Genomic DNA, 17,600 nt, shown 5'->3' with positions numbered 1-17,600 from the left:
CGGATGGGTGGTGCACGACTACGCGCCGTCCGCGTCCGTCCCGTCCGATCGTTCCCGTGTCGGATCCGTCCGTTCCTGGACACACCTCGCGATGGGTTCGACGACCGCGCTCGCGACGGTGTATGGGTCGGTCTCGCGTCTGCGAACCCGTTCGGCGAGCGCGTCGATCCCACCCCGTCGATCGATCTCGTCGTCAGCGATCGCGCCGATATCGCCCCGAACGAGCGTTCGAATCTCCTCGGCGTACCGACGCTTCGTTCGCTCGGCCAGCACGCCCGAGTCCCGGAGATACGTCTCGTGCGCGTCGAACGTCCCGATGAGTTCCTCGACGCCCTCACCGGTCGTCCCGACCGTCCGGCAAACCTCCGGCGTCCACGAAGGCGGTTCGGCGGTCGAGTCGCCCTCGGCATCCGATCCGGCCTCATCGTCCGTACCGCCCCCGTCAGCCCCGTCGACCGTACCGCCCCCGTCAGCCCCGTCGACCGTACCGCCCCCGTCGACCGTACCGCCCCCGTCGACCGTACCGCCCCCGTCGCCTCCATGGGCGTTCGCGTCGAGGGCGCCGGGACCGTGGTGACCGGCGTTCAGCCCGACCGTCGTCCCCTGCCGGCGGTGGACCATCTCCTCCAATTCGGCGACGGTGCGCTCGACGCCGTCGGTGTCGGCTTTGTTGACGACGAACACGTCGCCGATCTCGAGGATGCCGGCTTTCAGCGTCTGCACGTCGTCGCCGGAGCCGGGTTGAACGAGCACCGCGACGGTGTGGGCGGTTCGAACGATGTCGACCTCGTTCTGTCCGGCCCCGACGGTCTCGATGATCACGACGTCCTTGCCGAAGGCGTCGAGCGCCGTCACGGTGTCCGCCGTCGCGGTCGAGAGCCCGCCGAGGCGGCCGCGTGCGCTCATCGATCGGAAAAACACCTCCATGTCGCCGACGTTCGAGCCCATCCGAATGCGGTCGCCGAGCACCGCCCCGCCCGTGTACGGCGAGGAGGGATCGACCGCGACGACGCCGACGGTGTCCCCTCGCTCGCGGTAGGTCGCCGCGAGTTTGTCGACGAGCGTCGATTTCCCCGCGCCGGGCGCGCCGGTGATCCCGATCACCGCGGCGGAGCCGGCGTGTTCGTGCAGCCGGGAGACGAGCGCCCGATGGCCCGGCGAGCGGTTCTCGATGTACGTGATGGCGCGGGCGAGCGCCCGCTGCTCGCCGGCGAGGACGCCGTCGACGAGGTCGGCGATCGCCTCGGGGACCTCGGACGGAGGGCTGTCGGCCCCGATGACGTCATCCAGGCCCATCAGGCTCGCTCCGGTGCGTGTTCCCGGATGAACGCGATCGTCTCCTCCATCGGTGTGCCGGGGCCGAATATCTCCGCGACGCCGAGTTCCTTCAACTCGGCTTTGTCGTCATCGGGGATGATCCCGCCGACGACGATCAGGGTGTCCTCGAACGCGCCGTACTCTTTGAGCCCCTCGATGACCTTCGGGACGAGCGTGTTGTGTGCGCCCGAGAGGATGGAGATCCCGAGCACGTCGACGTCCTCCTGGACGGCCGCCTGGACGATCTCGTCGGGGGCGCGGTGGAGCCCGGAGTAGACGACCTCGAACCCGGCGTCACGAAGCGCCCGCGTGATCACGTGTGCGCCCCTGTCGTGGCCGTCGAGGCCAACCTTCGCGACCAGACAGCGGATGGCCCGTCTCTCCTGTTCGGCGCTCATACCGTGAGATGCGTCGCCGGACCGTTTGATTCTAACGGACATTCAGTAGTTGATCATCCAATATCATTATACATACTGAGATGTGAACTAGTTTTCGAGAAATTCATTTAACTCGATAAATTCCTCAGGAGAAAGGATCACCTCGGTATCGAACGCATCAAACCGTTCGAAGTCGTCGTCTATCGTCAACACCGTATTCACTCCTTCCTCGATCGCCACTTGCGCGTAATATCCGTCCCATCCATCAACGTTCACGTCACCCGCCTGTGAAAGCCCACCCCGGACGACGGCTTCAGGCATCCGATCGTACCAGTGGATTCGCTTCGCATCCAGAAAATTCCCGAGCAGCCGAGAGGCGTCCGCGTTCGAATATCCGTAGTACGTCGTGAGGACGGCATGGGCACCGAAGAGCGCAGGATACGGAACGACGGCATCGATCTCACCGGCGATAGCTTCGCGAACATACGAGAGTGCTCCATCACGAACTGGAGCCGTTGTGTGTGCGAGAGCGATGACCCCGACATCGAACAGGTACGGGCCATCAGCGTCACTCATCGTGTGTTTCCGCTCCTCGCTGCACGGCATCTCGATGCTTGCGAGCAACCGGGTCGGCACCCTCGGGGATGGGCATCGTCTCGCCTCGGTTCGAAGACGCTTCTTCAACGAGTTGTTCCATCCGTTCGAGGATTTTCTCGGGGCTGTCCTCCGGTTCAACAACGGCTTTCCCACCTTCTTCGCGGATCTCGACTTCCGTCCCCGGGGTGATACCGAGACGTTCTCGCACCTCCTGCGGGAGAACGATTCGCCCCTTTGAATCCACTTTGGCCATGTTCCCACTCAAAGTGGGAATTAACATAATCGTTCCGAACAGGCGTATGATCTCAGCCGGCTCATGCAAGTATATAGCCAGCGAGTGGCCAACCCCGGAGAGTATATAAACCGGCGATCGTTGACGGCGTCTGCTCTCCGCCGCCGGCAGTCCGTCTCAGCGTCCGCCTCGGTCCTCCCCAGCCTCGCCGCGGCCAACCTCCGCAGGCTCCGGTTCGGCCGCGGGCTCCCTCGCGCGTGCTCCTCGCGCCCGTTTAAAAGGGCGCTCGGAGGCGCGCGCCGGCGTGGGACTGCCGGGCGATCGTTGCCGTCGCGATTTATATACAAGTATATATCCACGTCGGGTCGGCGGTCCGTTCGCTGGCGGTCCGTTCGCTGGCGGTCCGTTCGCTGGCGGTCCGCCCGCTGCCGGTTCGTTGCCGTTCGTTGCTGCCGGTTTGTCGGTCTGTCGGCCTGTCGACCTACCTCAGACGTGCTCGTCGAGGAATTCGACGATCGCCCGGTAGGCCTCGATGCGGTTTTCGAGCTTCGAGAAGCCGTGGCCTTCGTCCTCGAAGATCAGCTTTCGGACGGGCACATCCCGCTCCTGTACCGCCTCGACGATCCGCTCGGCCTCCCCGACGGGCACCCGCGGATCGTTCGCGCCGTGGAGCACGAACAGCGGGGCGGCGATCGCCTCGGCGTTGTTCACCGGCGAGATCGATTCGAGGAACTCGCGGTCGTCTTCGAGCGACCCGTACTCCGCTTCACGGAGCGACCGCCGCCAGTCGCCGGTGTTCTCGAGGAAGCTCACGAAGTTCGCGATGCCGACGATGTCGATGCCCGCCGCCCACAACTCGGGATACTCCGTCATCGACGCGAGCACCATGAAGCCGCCGTAGGAGCCGCCCATCGCGACGATCCGGTCGGGGTCGATCTCGGGATGATCGTGGAGCCACTCGACGCCCGCACGGATGTCCGCGACGGAGTCCATCCGCTTTTCCACGTCGTCGAGCGAGGAGTACGCCTTGCCGTAGCCGGAGGAGCCCCGCACGTTCGGTTCGAGCACGGCGTAGCCGGCGTTGAGGAGGTACTGTTTCACGCCCGAAAAGGAGGGCCGGCGCTGTGACTCAGGCCCGCCGTGAATGTCGACGATCACGGGAAACCCTGCCGCGGGCGGCTCCGTCTCGGGCATCGAGAGGAAGGCGGGGATCTCCCGCCCGTCGAAGGTCGGATAGTGGACCAGCTCGGGCTCGACAAAGGTGTCGCGGGGGATCCCCGCGGTCGAGGCGGCCGTCCACCGCGTCGTCTCGCCGGTGCGGGCGTCGACGACGTAGACGTTCGCCGTGTCGGTGCTCCCCGTCGCCGTGATCGCGTAGCGGTCGCCGTCGGGCCCGAAGCTCACCCCGCCGGCGACGCCACGGGGGAGGTCCGGCTGGGGGAACTCGTCGATCCGATCGGGGTCGACGAGTTCGCCCGCACGGATCTCGGTGTAGCCGTCCACGTTCCGCGAGTAGACGATCCGCCGTGATTCCTCGTGAATCGCCACGCCATCGACGTTCCACCCGCCGCCGGAGGCGACGTCCGAGAACCCCCCATCCGCCAGCGAGAGCCGCTCCAAGCGCAGGGTGTCGCTCTGATGGTCCGTGACGAGGTAGATCGACTCCCCGTCCGGACCCCACTCCGGGCTCCCGTAGCGCGCGTCGCCCTCGTGTGGCGTGTGGTGGGTCAACTCGCCCGACTCGATCGCCAGCGTGTAGAGGTCGTGATCGAACGAGGAGTGTGCCTCGTGGACGATCAGCCGGTCGTCATCGGGCGACCAGCCGGCCACGGAGAGCCAGCCGTCGCCCATGTAGACGCGCCTTGCCTCGTCGCCGACGGCGTCGCGGTCCTGAATATAAACGTCGAAGACCGACTCATCGCGGCGGTTCGAGGCGAACGCGAACCGTTCGCCGTCGTGAGACCAGCCACCCCAACGGTGTTTCGCGTCCGGCCGGTCGGTGAGGTTCGTGATCACACCGGTCGTGAAGTCGAGCCGATGGAGCTGGACCCGTTCGTTGCCGCCCTCGTCCATGCCGAAGATCGCCTCCGAGCGTTCGGGGGAGGAGTCGATGAAGGTCACGCGCTCCTCGAAGAAGGTGTGCTGTTCGGGCCAGCCGAGCGGCTCGGTGAGCGACCACACCTGTCCGGTGCCGGTCGCATCGAGAAGGAAGGAGAGCCGGCCGTCGGGACCGAGGTCCGCCCCGCCGGCGCTGCGTACGTTGAGGTACCGCTCGATGTCGTACCGATGCATGGCGTCGGCTTCGGCGGCCGCACCCAAATCGGTTCGGGTGCGAAAGGGTCGACGCTCATCCGGGCATCAGCCGTCCCCGGATGACGTGGCTTTTTATCGCCGCCCGTCCTCCGCTTCGGGTATGCGCGTCGCGTTCGTCTCGCTGTTTACCCCCGGCCACGGGATGACCCCCGCCCGGGAACGAACGTGGCGGTTCGCCCGTGGACTCGCCGAGCGCGGTCACGACGTCGTCTGGCTCTGTGCGCGCTGGTGGGGCGGCGGGCACGACACCTTCGAGGAGGACGGCATCGAGTACCGATCGGTCGTCGTCGATCCCGCGCCGTCGGCGTTCGCCGCGAAGCTTCCGGTGGCGATCCGACGCGTCGCTCCCGACGTCGTCCACGCGGTGAACTCCCCACCGACCTGCGGGCTGGGCACGACAGTCGCCGGCACGCTGACGCGAACGCCCGTGCTCGTCGACTGGTGGCGGGATCACCCCGACGACGACGCCAGTCGGTATGGACCGCTTGCACGGAGCGCCGACCTCCTCACCGCCCCCTCACGCACGACGAAGACGCGCGTCAGGGAACACGGCGCGACCGGCGAATCGGTACGGATCCTTCCCGGCAGTATCGACATGGATCTGGTTCGCGAGGCGCCGGTCGATGATCGATTCGATGTGGTCTACTCGCGACGGCTCGACCGCCACGCAAACGTCGAAACGTTCCTGCTCGCGCTCGCGGAGCTGCGCGATCGCGACTGGACGGCGGCGGTGATCGGCGACGGCCCGGAGCGCGAGGTGACGGAGTCGACCGCGGTCGACCTGCGAATCGACGACCGGGTCCAGTTTCTCGGCGATCTTCCCCTCGAAGAGCGGGTGTCGATACTGAAGGGCACACACGTCGCCGTCGCCACCGCGACGCGGGAGACGTTCCCGACGGAGCTGTTGTGGGCGCTCGCCTGCGGCTGTGTGGGGCTCGTCGAGTATCAGGCCGACTCGAGCGCACATGAACTGGTCGAGGGATGGCCCCGTGGACGGCTCGTCACGAGCCCCAGCGAACTCGCCGACGAGTTCGTCACCGTCGCGGGGTTGGCGCGACGGTCGGTCGACGAGACGTTCACGGACTACGATCACGGGGCCGTCACGAACCGACAGATCGACGCGTATCGAGAGTTGATCGAGAGCGAGTAAACTCGGCGGATCAAAGGGGAAAGCCGCACTGAAAAACGATCGTGGACGGCAGCTATTCCTGGGTCATCGTTCCGCCGTACTTCATGAAGACGAACGCGAGCCCGAGCGTACTCACCATCGCGATAAACGTCGCGATACCGAGCGCACGCGCACCCTGTGGGACGAAGACGGCCCCGGCGGCATCGTCGCCGACATCGACGGTGTCGATGTCGTCGCCGACGGCGAGTCCGGCGTGCATGCCGACGGCGTCGTGGGGCGCACAGTAATAGTGGGTGATGCCGGCGTCGTCCTCGCTGGTCTCGTACTCGTAGGTGAACCCTTCCTCGTCGACGGTTTCACTCTGCAGTTCCGCCGGGCCGTCGACCGTCTCCACGTTGTGTGCGCCGCCTTGACCGGTCCACTCCCAGGTGATCTCCGTCCCCTCATCGACCCACAGAAGCGTCGGATCGAAGGCGAGTCCGTCGTCGTCGGCACCGACCATGACGGTCACCGCGTCCTCGCCACGTGCGTCCTCGTAGGTCCCGAGGTTCCCTTCGGCTTCGGACGGCCAGTCGGGCTCCTCATTGGCTGCGGCCGTTCCCGTCGCGGCCGTCGCCGCGCCGGCGGCCGCCGCCGCACCGCCTGCGGTCCGCATGAACCTGCGTCGGGAGACGTCGTCCGTACTCATACACCCGGCTTGGTGGTCGCCTGTAGTGAATATGTTGGTTCTGCCTCGGCGGTCGTCGTCCGTTTTCCCGACGTGGTGAACCCTTTTGCCCCATGCCGCGGCCACCCCTCGCTATCCGCTAACGGAAGCCCCGGACCGGTCACGGCGGTTGTGTGGCGAACCGGCCGGGAGACGATCGATTCGCCACCTGTCCGCCGATTCCAAGCGCTCGTCAGGTGAACTAATTCCAAGCGCTCGTCAGGTGAACGTTCTGCACGCACGAGGGCGCACGGTGCCCGATCACGATACGATCGAGGTTCCGCGTTCGACCCTCAGCGGACCGAATCCAAAAGCAGCCGCTGCTCGACCCGTTTCACCTCGTGTTGGACGTCGCGGACGGCGTCGATGTTCGCCGAGACCGACGAGACGCCCTGTTCGACGAGGAACTCGACCATCTCCGGTTTCGAGCCAGCCTGCCCGCAGATGCTGGTGTCGACCCCGAGCTCCCGGCAGGTCTCGATGGTGTCGCCGATCAGCCGAAGCACGGCCGGGTGGAGTTCGTCGAACCGGCTGGCGACGTGTTCGTTGTTGCGGTCGACCGCCAGCGTGTACTGGGTGAGGTCGTTCGTCCCGAAGGAGGCGAAGTCGATCCCCGCCGCCGCCAGCTCCTCGATCATGAGCGCGCTCGCCGGGGTCTCGATCATCACGCCCCACCGGTTCCGCTCGGGATCGATACCGGCCTCTAGGAGGTGACCTTTCGCCGCCTCGACGTCCACCGCGTCGTTGACGAGCGGGAGCATCAGCTCGATGTTGTCATAGCCCATATCGAGCAGCCGGGCGATAGCCGCGAGTTCCTGTTTGAACACGTCCGGCTTGTCGAGGCTCCGGCGGATCCCTCGCCAGCCGAGCATCGGGTTGTGTTCGGTCGGTTCGCCATCGCCACCCTCCAGTTCGCGGAACTCGTCCGTCGGGGCGTCGATCGTCCGCGTGCGGACGGGCCGGGGATAGAATTCGTCGGCGACGGTCCGGATCCCCTCGATGAGCGCGTCCTGATACGCCCGCGATCCGTGATCGCGGATGTACCGCTCGGGGGTCTTGCCGAGCGAGAGCACCATGTGTTCGATCCGCAGTAAGCCGACACCGTCCGCACCCGTCGCGGCGGCACGCTCTGCCGCCTCCGGAATCGAGACGTTCACCTTCACCTCCGTCGCCGTCATCGGTTTCACCGGCGTCTCGGGGCGGGCCGCCTCGATGGGTTCGAACTCCTCGGCGGGTTCGGCCGCCTCGTCCGCGCCCGCACGGACGGTCCCCTTGTCGCCGTCGATGGTGATCTGCTGACCGTTCTCGAGGTCGCGCGTCCCCGATCCCGTGCCGACGACCGCCGGCACGCCGAGTTCCCGGGAGATGATCGCGGCGTGACTCGTCATCCCGCCCTCGTCGGTAACGATACCGGCGGCCCGTTTCATCGCCGGCACCATATCGGGCATCGTCATCTCCGTGACGAGGATGTCGCCCTCCTGGACCTGATCGAGATGGTCGAGTTTCGTGACGATCCGAACGGCACCGGAGACGACCCCCGGGCTTGATCCGAGCCCCTGAACGAGGACGTCCGCGGGCTCCTCTTCCCGGTCGTCAGGCCGGTCAGCCTCGGCTTCGGAACGCTCCCCGTCGCCACCGGTCCCCACGGCCGCATCCGCGGAGTCGCGGATCGTCGTGATCGGCCGCGATTGGAGCATGTACGTCTCCCCCTCGCGCATCGCCCACTCCACGTCCTGTGGCACGCCGTAGTGCTCCTCGACGCGCTCGCCGAGGGCGACGAGGTCGGATATCTCCCCGTCAGAGAGGACACGCTCGGTCCGTCGATCGCCTTCGACCTCCCGTTCGACCGTCTGGCCCGTCTCGGGATCTTTCAGCATCTCGATCTTCTTTTCGGCGACGCTAACCGTATCGACGACGCCGCGTTCGGCGTCGTAGACGTAGTTGTCCGGCGAGACCGTCCCCGAGACGACCGCCTCCCCGAGTCCCCAAGCCGCCTCGATGATGACCCGTGGCTCGCCCGTCGAGGGATGGCTGGTGAACAGGACGCCGGACTTCTCGGCGTCGACCATTCGCTGAACGACGACCGCGATATCCACCTCGGCGTGTGAGAAGCCCTTGCGCTGCCGATAGTAGATCGCACGCTGGGTGAAAAGCGAGGCCCAACACTCCTTCACTCGCTGGGCAAGGTCATCGCCGCGGACGTTGAGAAACGTCTCCTGTTGGCCGGCGAAGGAGGCGTCGGGGAGGTCCTCCGCCGTCGCCGAGGATCGGACGGCGACGAACGCCTCCGTCCCCTCCTCACCCATCGAACCGTATCGGTCGAGGATCTCTGCACGGACCGGCTCCGGAAGCGGCGTCTCCATGATCAACTCGTGTGCGGTGTTCGCCGCCTCACGGAGCGCGGCGGAGTCCTCGGGGTCGACATCGACCGCCGCGAACAGCTCCTCGTCGATGCCGGAATCGACGATGAAGGTGCGATACGTGTCCGCGGTGACGACGAATCCGGGGGGGACCGGGAGGCCCGCGCCGATGAGTTCGCCCAGCGAGGCCGCCTTGCCGCCGACCGTTCCCAGATCGTCGGCGTCGACTTCGTCCAGCCAGAGTACTGCCATTCGTGTATCCGGTGGATCCACAAGCCGACGTATGAATCTTCCGACACCCCGAAGCCGAATAAAAGACAACTCGGCTTCGAGTGGTTGCTCATGGGGTATCGTCGCTCATGAACGAAGGAGGGCCGAAAGCGTCGCGGGGAACGAACCGAATCGGCTCGTGAGATCATAACGGTCCTGTCGGCATCTATATCTATTCGCTGTGCCGCGTGCATCCCCTGTTAGGTGTTACAGGTGTTGTAACACCCCGACTGAGCCGTCGTCCGTCACCCGCCGAGTCGCCGCCGTTCCTCGACGAGGAGGCGCTCCCATAGGCCGAACAGCCGGCTGTCGAGGTCGTAAGCGGTATCGACCGCCCGAACCCAGCGGTCGTCGCCGAAGAGCAGCCGCTGGAACCGCCGAATCCGTGGCGAAAGGGACGTGCGGGTGCCACCGTAATACGCCAACGACTCACGGCGAGTTCGCTCAACGAGTTCGGCGGGCACCGCGATCCCATCGGCGGCGGCCGCATGAACGAACCACTCCAGATGCAGGATGGCGTCCGCCAAAAGAAACCGTTCCCGAAAACCCGAAACGCGTTCGAGCGCGGGACGTCCCTCGATCCGAACGTCCGCCGGTCGTGAAAAGTGTGGCGCCGAGATCGTCACCCCGGCGTCGGCCGCGAGCCCGCCAGCGATACGCCGAAGCCGCCACTCGGCGTAGCGTATCGGCGCGATCAGCCCGAGCTCATACCAGAGCGGCATCCACTCGCAGTACGGCTCGGAGAAGCGTGCATCCGCGAGTAGCGTCGTGGAGACGGACCGCGCAGCCGCCGGTGAGAGCGACTCGGGCGACTCCCGTAACCGCGCGGCGACCGCTGGACCGTCGATTTCGTCGGCGCCTGCGAAGTCCATCCCGGAGGCGACGCGACGGGTGTACGCACGGCTCGCCGCGTACCAGTCGGCGAAGTCGGAGGCGGTCGTGAGCGTGAGGAGGCGAAGGACGGTGATGATCGAGATACGCGCTGCCCCGTCAAAACGGCTCCGACGATCCAACGCTGGTGGCGTTCCGGCCATCGCTGGCTCCGGTGGGTTCGGTGGACCCCTCGTCGTCGAGGACGTCCGTGAGTCCCCACTCGGCCGCGCGCGCTCGCGCCTCCTCGCGTGCTTGTTCACGGAGCGCCTCGATCCGATCGTCATCCGCGAGAAAGGAGGCAAGCGCGTCGGTCTCCTCGTGACCCTCCCCGACGTGGCGGTCCTCGGGTGCGGCCGCGCGGGTTCGCGCCGCGAGGTCGGGCGCGTCGGCGAGTTCCGTGGCGACGCTCCCGGGCGGTATCCGCAGCGCGTCCGCCTCATGGGCGGTCTCCAGCGCCGCTCCATCGACCGCATACAGTTCGACGCGATAGGGGCCCGGTACCGCCAGTTCTGCGAGCGCCGCGGGACCGCCGTTGTCGGTCACCGTGTTGTACGCGAGCATCGGAACGCCGTCCTCGAAGGTGATGACGCCCTTGGCCTCCCCGGAGAGCAGCAACGTCTCCTGCGGCACGATCGTCGAGTAGCCGGTCAGCGAGCGGTCAAGCGCGGTTTCGAGCGTCGTCGCGATATCGGAGACGACTCGGGAGCGGAGGAGCGTCCCGCGCGGAATATATAGCTCGGGCGGGTCGGATCCGTCGGTCATGGCGTGTCGGGGATGACGGCGCTGGAGAACCGATCGGCGACGCGGTCGCCGTCGCCATCGTGGACGTCCAACCCACGGGCTGCCCGTCTGAACGCGGCCGCCGCCTCGCTCTCCGGCGCGTGTGCGAGGAGGGGCTCCCCCGCCCTGCGGGCCGCCCGTGCCGCGTCGCTGTCGGGGACGCCCGCGAGGATCGGGCCGCCGAAGTGTCGGTCGGTTCGCTCGGCGATGGTGTCGAACTCGCCGCGGACCTTGTTGAACAACACACCGGCCGTCCCGGTTCCGTACGATCGGGCGTACTCCTGCACCTTGAGCGCGTCCGAGAGCGCGGGGATCGTCGGCTCGACGACGATCACGGTTCGATCCGCGAGCACGATCGGGAGGACGGCCGATTTGGAGCCGAGCGCGGCCGGCGAGTCCAAGAGGATCACGTCGGTGTCGGCGGCCAGCTCGGCGACTACCTCGCGGAGTCGTCCGGGGTCGGCGGCCTCGAACCCGGCGAGCGAGGTTCCACAGGGAACGACGGACATCCCGAACCGATCATATGTCGCCTCCGAAACGTTCGTCGCCGTTCCCTCGACGAGCAGGTCGTGGAGGGTGACCGGCGCGTCGTCGAGCCCGGCGTGAAAGAGGAGGTTCGCCATGCCGGTGTCGGCATCGACTACCGTGACGTCGTGTTCCGCAGACAGCGCCATCCCGAGCGCAAGGGTGCTCGTCGTCTTGCCCGTGCCGCCCTTCCCGCTGGCGACCGCGAACGCCTCGACCATGCCCGCGTTCTGCCGTTGACGGTGTTAAACGTTCCCGTCTCGGTCGGGAGTATTGATGCTTCAGCGATGATTCGTCGATGGCTCGTCGATGCGTGGCTTAAAGTCCCCCCGGGGGCTCGAAACGACCGACGCGGGTACGAAGGGGACCGCTCCGTGGTGCGGGCCGCGATCCGGACACAGCCGCCATCCACGGGCCGCAGATCCCCGGTGCGCCACACGCCCCAACCGCCATCCCCATGACCATCAGCCGCGACGCGATCGATCATCGACCGGAGAGCACGGACGCCTACGCCGCCGACGAGACGACCATCCAGCTTCGCCTCCGCACGAAACGCGGAGATGTGGATCGGGTCCGGGTGCTCTACGGCGACAAGTTCGACTGGCCCGGCTCTGCGAGAAGAACGACGATGACTCGGATCCGGCGTGACGCCCGGTTCGACTACTGGCAGGTCGCCGTCGAGCCGCCGAACCGCCGCCTCTGTTACGCCTTCCATGTCGCCGACGGCGACGACGCCTGCTGGGTCACGGAGTGGGGCGTCGAGTCCGGTGCCGCCGATGGGTTCCCGACGACCGGATCGCAACGACCGCTCCACTACTTCGAGCATCCGTTCCTCCACCCCGGGGACATCATCGACCCGCCTGAGTGGGCCGAAAACGCCGTCTTCTATCAGATATTCCCCGAGCGGTTCGCGAACGGCGATCCGGATCGCGACCCCGACGACGTCGAGCCGTGGGGCGGCCGTCCGACGGGCGATACCGTCTTCGGCGGCGACCTGCAGGGGATCATCGACCGGCTCGCGTATCTCGATGACCTCGGGGTCACCGCGCTCTATCTCACGCCCGTCTTCGAGGCCCCCTCAAACCACAAGTACGACACCGCCGACTACACGTGCGTCGATCCCGCCTTCGGCGACGAGGAGACGCTTCGGCGGCTCGTGTCGGCCGCACACGACCGCGGGATGCGGGTCATCCTCGATGCGGTGTTCAACCACACAGGCTGGACGTTCGAGCCGTTTCAGGACGTACTGGAGCGGGGCGCGGCGTCGCCGTACGCGGACTGGTTTCACATTCACGAGTTCCCGGTCGAGACGGACCCGCCGAACTACGATACGTTCGCCTTCGTGCCGTCGATGCCTAAACTGAACACGGCCAATCCCGAGGTCAGGGAGTACCTGATCGACGTCGCGACCGACTGGATCGAGGCCGTCGATGCCGACGGCTGGCGGCTCGACGTCGCCGATGAGGTCGACCACGCCTTCTGGCGGGAGTTCCGCCGCGAGGTGAAGGCGGTCAAGCCCGACGCCTACATCCTCGGCGAGGTCTGGCACGACGCCCGGCCGTGGCTCGCCGGCGACCAGTTCGACGCCGCGATGAACTACCCGCTGAGCTACGCGATGTACGACTTCCTCGCCTACGGGACGCTCGATTCGACGGGCTTTATGAACCGGGTCGACCGGTTCCTGATGCGGTATGCCGATCGGACGAACGCGGCGATGTTCACGCTGCTCGGCAGCCACGACACCCCGCGGTTGAAACGTCGCCTCGACGGCGACCGTGATCGGGTCCGGCTCGCGCTGTTCTTACTTTTGACGTTTCGTGGCGCACCCTGTCTCTACTACGGCGACGAGGTGGGAATGACCGGCGGCGACGACCCGGACTGCAGACGACCGATGGTGTGGGATCGAGATAAGCAGGACCGCGCGCTCCACGCGTTCGTCCGGGACCTGATCGCGACGCGGATCGACCACCCGGCGCTGCGATGTGGCGAGATCCGATTCGACCGTGAGCGCTCCGGCGGCGACGTCCTCGTGTACCGTCGACTCGCGCCCGACGGCGACCCCGAGGCGGTCGTAGCGATCAACCGTGGTGAGGAGGCGGTGCGGCTTCCGATCGAGGGGGAGAGGACCACAGCCGACGAGGCGACAGCCAACCCGCTGTTCACGACGGAGCAGCACGAACCGAACGATCGTGAGGTCGTCGTCGCGGACGGGGAGATCCAGCTCCCTGGAACCACCGGGGCCGTTTGGTTGCGGCCTCGTGGGCAGTAGCCGGCAGGTCGCCACGAACCGAGCACCAATCCGTGGGTCGGTTCGAACCGAGCACCAACTCCTGACCCGAACCGAGCACCGGCCGACGGAGCGAACGTTCATTGGGCTTCAGGTGTATCCCGGATCATGGCGGATCGATCCGACCTCTCGTTCCTCGACGACCTCGATCTCGACGACGCCCGGATCTCGTTCGCCGAGACCGATCGCGCCCGGTACGGGACGGACTTCGGTACGGACCGGACGGAGCCGTCCCCGCCGGACGTGGTCGTCACCCCCCACTCGACGGCCGAGGTCTCGGCGGTGCTCTCGACGGCGACCGCACACGGCGTTCCGGTCACGCCGTACGCCGCCGGGACGGGACTGGAGGGACACGCGGTCCCCGTTCACGGCGGCATCACGCTCGATATGTCGGCGATGGACGAGATCCGCGCGGTGTACCCGGCGGATCGACAGATCACGGTCGGGCCCGGGATCACCGGCGGCGCGGTCGACGAGGTCGTCGCCGACGAGGGGCTCTTTCTCCCGCCGCTTCCACAGTCGGGCGATGAGGCCACGATCGGCGGGATGGTCGCGACCGACGCGAGCGGGATCTACACCGTGAAGTACGGCGAGGTGAGCGACTGGGTGCTCGCGCTGACCGCCGTGCGCGCCGACGGAACCGTGATCGAAACCGGATCGCGGGCGCGAAAGACATCGAGCGGCTACAACCTCACTGACCTGCTCGTCGGCAGCGAGGGGACGCTGGCGGTGATAACCGAGGTCACCCTGCGGCTCGCGAAGCGGCCGGCGGCGGTTCGGGGCGGTCGCGCCGTCTTCGGCTCGTTGTCCGGTGCCGTCGAGGCGATCGCCGAGGTCCTGCACGAAGGGATCGATGTCGCCGCGATCGAACTCCTCGATGCGCGGAGCGTCCGCATGGTAAACGACTACCTCGGCACCGAGCTTCCGGACGCGCCGATGGTCTTTTTCGAGTGTCACGGCGAGACGGAGACGGTCGGTGCGACCGTGGAGCGCTGTCGGGACGCCTTCGAATCGGGCGACTGCACGCGCATCGAGGTCGCGGACGACGCGGCCACGCTGGCGGATCTCTGGCGGATCCGATCGGAGTTAGGTCGGGCCGAAAGGGCGTACGATCCCGACCTCGATCCCATCCATCCCGGCGACGTCACGGTGCCGATCGGGTCGTATCCCGACCTCGTCAGCGAGGTCGACCGCCTGAGCCGGGAGTCGGGGCTGTTCATGCCGTGTTTCGGCCACGCGGGCGACGGCAACCTCCATTACACCGTGATGGTCGACCGCGACGACCCGGCACAACGTGAGCGGGGCGAGCGTCTCTACCGACGGGTCGTCGAGCGGGCGATCGAACTCGGCGGAACGGCGACGGGCGAACACGGGATCGGACTGGGAAAGCAAGCGTACCTCACGCGCGAGCATGGCGAGGACGCCGTCGAGACGATGCGGATGGTAAAGCGGGCACTCGATCCGACGGACACGCTGAATCCAGGAAAGATGTTCCCGGAGACGGTGGACGGCGGACGGATCGACACCGCTGACGAGTGAACCGCTCAGGAGCCGATCCCCGAACACGTCCTCGGGGTCGTCGATTCGAACGCTCGCCGGGAACGCTTTGTAGCGAGCGATCGATTACCAACCTATGAGCACGGAGATCGACGCGGAGACCCTGCGGGACATGCTCGATGAACGTCGACGCGGCGACCGATCGTTCGTCGTCGTCGATACGCGGCCCGAGGAGAGCTTCGAGGGCTGGCGAATCGCCGACTCGGTGAACTACTTTTATAAACCGTTTCACGAGTTCGATCTCGACGACTTCGAGGCACAAACCGGCGTCACGAGCGACGACGACGTCGTGACGCTCTGTGCGAAGGGGAAGGCGTCGACGGCGTTCGCCGATGAGCTCGAATCGGCGGGGTATCGGGACGTTCATGTCGTCGAAGAGGGCATGCGCGCCTGGTCGGCGGTCTACGATCACGTCCCGGTGCCGCTCCCCGAGGCGGGCGACGAGCCGCTCGACATCGTCCAGATCCAGCGCCGCGCGAAGGGCTGTCTCGGCTATCTGATCGTCGGCGGAACCGCGGGCGACTCCGGCGACACCCCGCATACCGAGGAGTCTGAAGGGGGTGACCGCGTCGCCGTCGCCGTCGACGTCTCCAGACACGGCACGGAGTGGATCGGGGCCGCCGAGGCGTACGATGCACGCATCGTCGGGGTTCTCGACACGCACGTCCACGCGGATCACCTCTCCGGCGGCCGGGCGCTCGCGGACGACCTCGACGTGCCCTACTACCTGCCCGCGGCCGCCGCCGGCCGGGACGTCGCCTACGAGTTCGAACCGATCGAGCGGAACACGACGCTCGACGTGGGTGGGGTGGATCTCAAGGCGATCGCCACTCCAGGCCACACCGAGGACATGGCGAGTTACCTTATCGGTCGTTCGGCGGTGCTCACCGGCGACACGCTCTTTGCGGACGGGATCGGGAGGACGGAGCTGCAGTTTGCGGCCGGTGGGGGCGACGAGGACGATGCCGACGCGGAAAGTGACGACAACGCAGAACGAACCGGCGCGGTGGGCGGCGCACACGACCTCTATGACTCGCTACATGCGACCCTGTTGGCGGAGCCCGACGACATCGTGGTCTGTCCCGGCCACTTCCCCGTCTCGAACGACGGGACGACGGGAAGCGCCGTCCCCGGCGAGCCCGTGACGACGACGGTCGGCGCGGCCCGAACCGACCTCGACGTGCTCGGGCTCGACCGCGAGGCCTTCGTCGAGCGGATCACGGACACGCTGCCCGAGAAGCCGCCGAACTACACGGCGGTGATCGCCGCCAACCGGGGCGTCGAACAGCCGCCCGACCCGATCAGCGCGATCGAACTCGAATTAGGCCCGAACCGCTGTGCGGCCGAGGCGACCGCCGAGCCGCGGGCCGACGACTGAAAAGCGCGGCTCGATTCTGCGGGGCGTCACCGAACGAACTTGCCGAGCGCGTCGTAGAGCCCGTCGCGAAGCGTATCCGGCAGGTGCCGGGCGAGCACGGTCGCCCGTGCGAGCGTGCCGGGCTGGACGCGGGCCGGCGGCTTGGTCGCGCTGGCGACGTTGAGGATGTCCTCGGCGACGCGCTCGGGCGACACCGACCCCGGTCCGTCGCCACCGACGAGCTGGGTGTCCTCGAAGAGGTCATAGAGGTAGTCGTACGCCCCGGAGGGTTCGATCCGCCCGTCGTTCTCGCGGTCGACCTCGCTGGCGACCCGGCTGGCGAACTTCGTCGACACCGGCCCGGGCTGGACCACGACGACGTCGATGCCGAACTCGCGCACCTCGTTGCGGAGGGCGTCCGACATCGCCTCCAGCGCGAACTTCGAGCCCGAGTAGATCCCCCCGCCCGGGAAGGTCACCCGGCCGGCCGTCGAGGAGACGTTGATGATCGTGCCGTCGCGCTCCCGACGCATCGCCGGGAGGACGGCGCGGATCAGTCGATGCGGCCCGTAGACGTTGACGTCGAACTGGTCGTGGACCGCCGCCGTCGTCACGTCCTCGACCGGGCCGAACTGGCCATATCCGGCGTTGTTCACCAGGGCGTCGATCGCCCCCTCCGCATCGAGGATCCGGTCGACGACCCGATCGATGTCGTCGGGATCGGTGACGTCGAGCGTCGCGAGCTCACAGCCGGCCTCCCCGAGCGTCTCGATGTCGGCCGGGTTGCGCGCCGTGGCGTACACCGTCCAGCCCGCGTCGTTGAACAGCGTCGCCGTCGCGCGCCCGATACCCGATGAACAGCCGGTGATGAGTACCGTCTTCTGCACGGAGCACCCTGTGTGTGCCGGCGACATAACTCT

Annotated in this window: 15 protein-coding genes; 4 read left to right on the top strand and 11 right to left on the bottom strand. The window is 67.1% G+C overall.

The window, feature by feature from the left end:
* Nucleotides 1-18 precede the first annotated feature (18 nt).
* The 5 genes from meaB to CHB65_RS07550 form a co-directional block, all read right to left on the bottom strand.
* Complete coding sequence (gene meaB, locus CHB65_RS07570; RefSeq protein WP_089384458.1) at nt 19-1,296, bottom strand: methylmalonyl Co-A mutase-associated GTPase MeaB; 1,278 nt, start codon at nt 1,294-1,296, stop codon at nt 19-21.
* Nucleotides 1,296-1,715, bottom strand: coding sequence for a cobalamin B12-binding domain-containing protein (locus tag CHB65_RS07565; protein WP_089384457.1), 420 nt, complete (start codon nt 1,713-1,715; stop codon nt 1,296-1,298). The genes meaB and CHB65_RS07565 overlap by 1 nt, the downstream gene beginning before the upstream one ends.
* 87 nt (nt 1,716-1,802) lie before the next feature.
* Nucleotides 1,803-2,270, bottom strand: a complete 468-nt coding sequence (locus CHB65_RS07560) for a hypothetical protein (RefSeq protein WP_089384456.1) — start codon at nt 2,268-2,270, stop codon at nt 1,803-1,805.
* A complete protein-coding gene (locus CHB65_RS07555; RefSeq protein WP_089384455.1) occupies nt 2,263-2,544 on the bottom strand; it encodes an AbrB/MazE/SpoVT family DNA-binding domain-containing protein in 282 nt (93 codons plus the stop codon). The genes CHB65_RS07560 and CHB65_RS07555 overlap by 8 nt, the downstream gene beginning before the upstream one ends.
* Before the next feature lie 465 nt (nt 2,545-3,009).
* Nucleotides 3,010-4,815: a S9 family peptidase gene (locus tag CHB65_RS07550; RefSeq protein ID WP_089384454.1), complete on the bottom strand. Its 1,806-nt coding sequence runs from the start codon at nt 4,813-4,815 to the stop codon at nt 3,010-3,012.
* A gap of 121 nt (nt 4,816-4,936) precedes the next feature.
* On the opposite strand from CHB65_RS07550, the gene CHB65_RS07545 reads away from it, so the two are divergent.
* Nucleotides 4,937-5,986 carry a glycosyltransferase gene (locus CHB65_RS07545; protein ID WP_089384453.1) on the top strand — a complete coding sequence of 350 codons (1,050 nt, stop codon included), beginning with the start codon at nt 4,937-4,939 and terminating at the stop codon, nt 5,984-5,986.
* Nucleotides 5,987-6,038: 52 nt separating this feature from the next.
* On the opposite strand, the gene CHB65_RS07540 is transcribed toward CHB65_RS07545, so the two are convergent.
* The 5 genes from CHB65_RS07540 to CHB65_RS07520 all read right to left on the bottom strand — a co-directional run bounded on the left by CHB65_RS07540 (nt 6,039) and on the right by CHB65_RS07520 (nt 11,700).
* A complete protein-coding gene (locus tag CHB65_RS07540) occupies nt 6,039-6,653 on the bottom strand; it encodes a halocyanin domain-containing protein (RefSeq protein WP_089384452.1) in 615 nt (204 codons plus the stop codon).
* Between the two features lie 311 nt (nt 6,654-6,964).
* Nucleotides 6,965-9,283: a phosphoenolpyruvate synthase gene (gene ppsA, locus CHB65_RS07535; protein WP_089384451.1), complete on the bottom strand. Its 2,319-nt coding sequence runs from the start codon at nt 9,281-9,283 to the stop codon at nt 6,965-6,967.
* A 263-nt stretch (nt 9,284-9,546) separates the two neighbouring features.
* Entirely contained in the window at nt 9,547-10,173 is a 627-nt protein-coding gene (locus CHB65_RS07530) for a hypothetical protein (RefSeq protein WP_089384541.1), read from the bottom strand.
* A 118-nt stretch (nt 10,174-10,291) separates the two neighbouring features.
* Complete coding sequence (locus tag CHB65_RS07525) at nt 10,292-10,936, bottom strand: hypothetical protein (RefSeq protein ID WP_245809924.1); 645 nt, start codon at nt 10,934-10,936, stop codon at nt 10,292-10,294.
* On the bottom strand, nt 10,933-11,700 hold the full coding sequence (locus CHB65_RS07520; protein ID WP_089384450.1) for a nucleotide-binding protein: 768 nt from the start codon (nt 11,698-11,700) through the stop codon (nt 10,933-10,935). Before CHB65_RS07520 ends, CHB65_RS07525 begins: the two co-directional genes overlap by 4 nt.
* 236 nt (nt 11,701-11,936) lie before the next feature.
* On the opposite strand from CHB65_RS07520, the gene CHB65_RS07515 reads away from it, so the two are divergent.
* The 3 genes from CHB65_RS07515 to CHB65_RS07505 all read left to right on the top strand — a co-directional run bounded on the left by CHB65_RS07515 (nt 11,937) and on the right by CHB65_RS07505 (nt 16,701).
* Nucleotides 11,937-13,748, top strand: coding sequence for a glycoside hydrolase family 13 protein (locus CHB65_RS07515; protein ID WP_089384449.1), 1,812 nt, complete (start codon nt 11,937-11,939; stop codon nt 13,746-13,748).
* Nucleotides 13,749-13,874: 126 nt separating this feature from the next.
* Entirely contained in the window at nt 13,875-15,305 is a 1,431-nt protein-coding gene (locus CHB65_RS07510; RefSeq protein ID WP_089384448.1) for an FAD-binding oxidoreductase, read from the top strand.
* A gap of 94 nt (nt 15,306-15,399) precedes the next feature.
* A complete protein-coding gene (locus CHB65_RS07505) occupies nt 15,400-16,701 on the top strand; it encodes an MBL fold metallo-hydrolase (protein WP_089384447.1) in 1,302 nt (433 codons plus the stop codon).
* Nucleotides 16,702-16,727: 26 nt separating this feature from the next.
* Here the strand turns inward: CHB65_RS07505 and CHB65_RS07500 are convergent, their stop codons facing one another.
* Nucleotides 16,728-17,594 (bottom strand): SDR family oxidoreductase, encoded by an 867-nt coding sequence (locus tag CHB65_RS07500; RefSeq protein WP_089384446.1) that lies wholly within the window; start codon nt 17,592-17,594, stop codon nt 16,728-16,730.
* Nucleotides 17,595-17,600 lie beyond the last annotated feature (6 nt).

It is taken from the genome of Halorubrum vacuolatum (assembly GCF_900188065.1).
Lineage (GTDB): Archaea > Halobacteriota > Halobacteria > Halobacteriales > Haloferacaceae > Halorubrum > Halorubrum vacuolatum.
The sequence above is the reverse complement of the archived record's forward strand: the minus strand, read 5'-3'. Positions and strand labels throughout refer to the sequence as shown.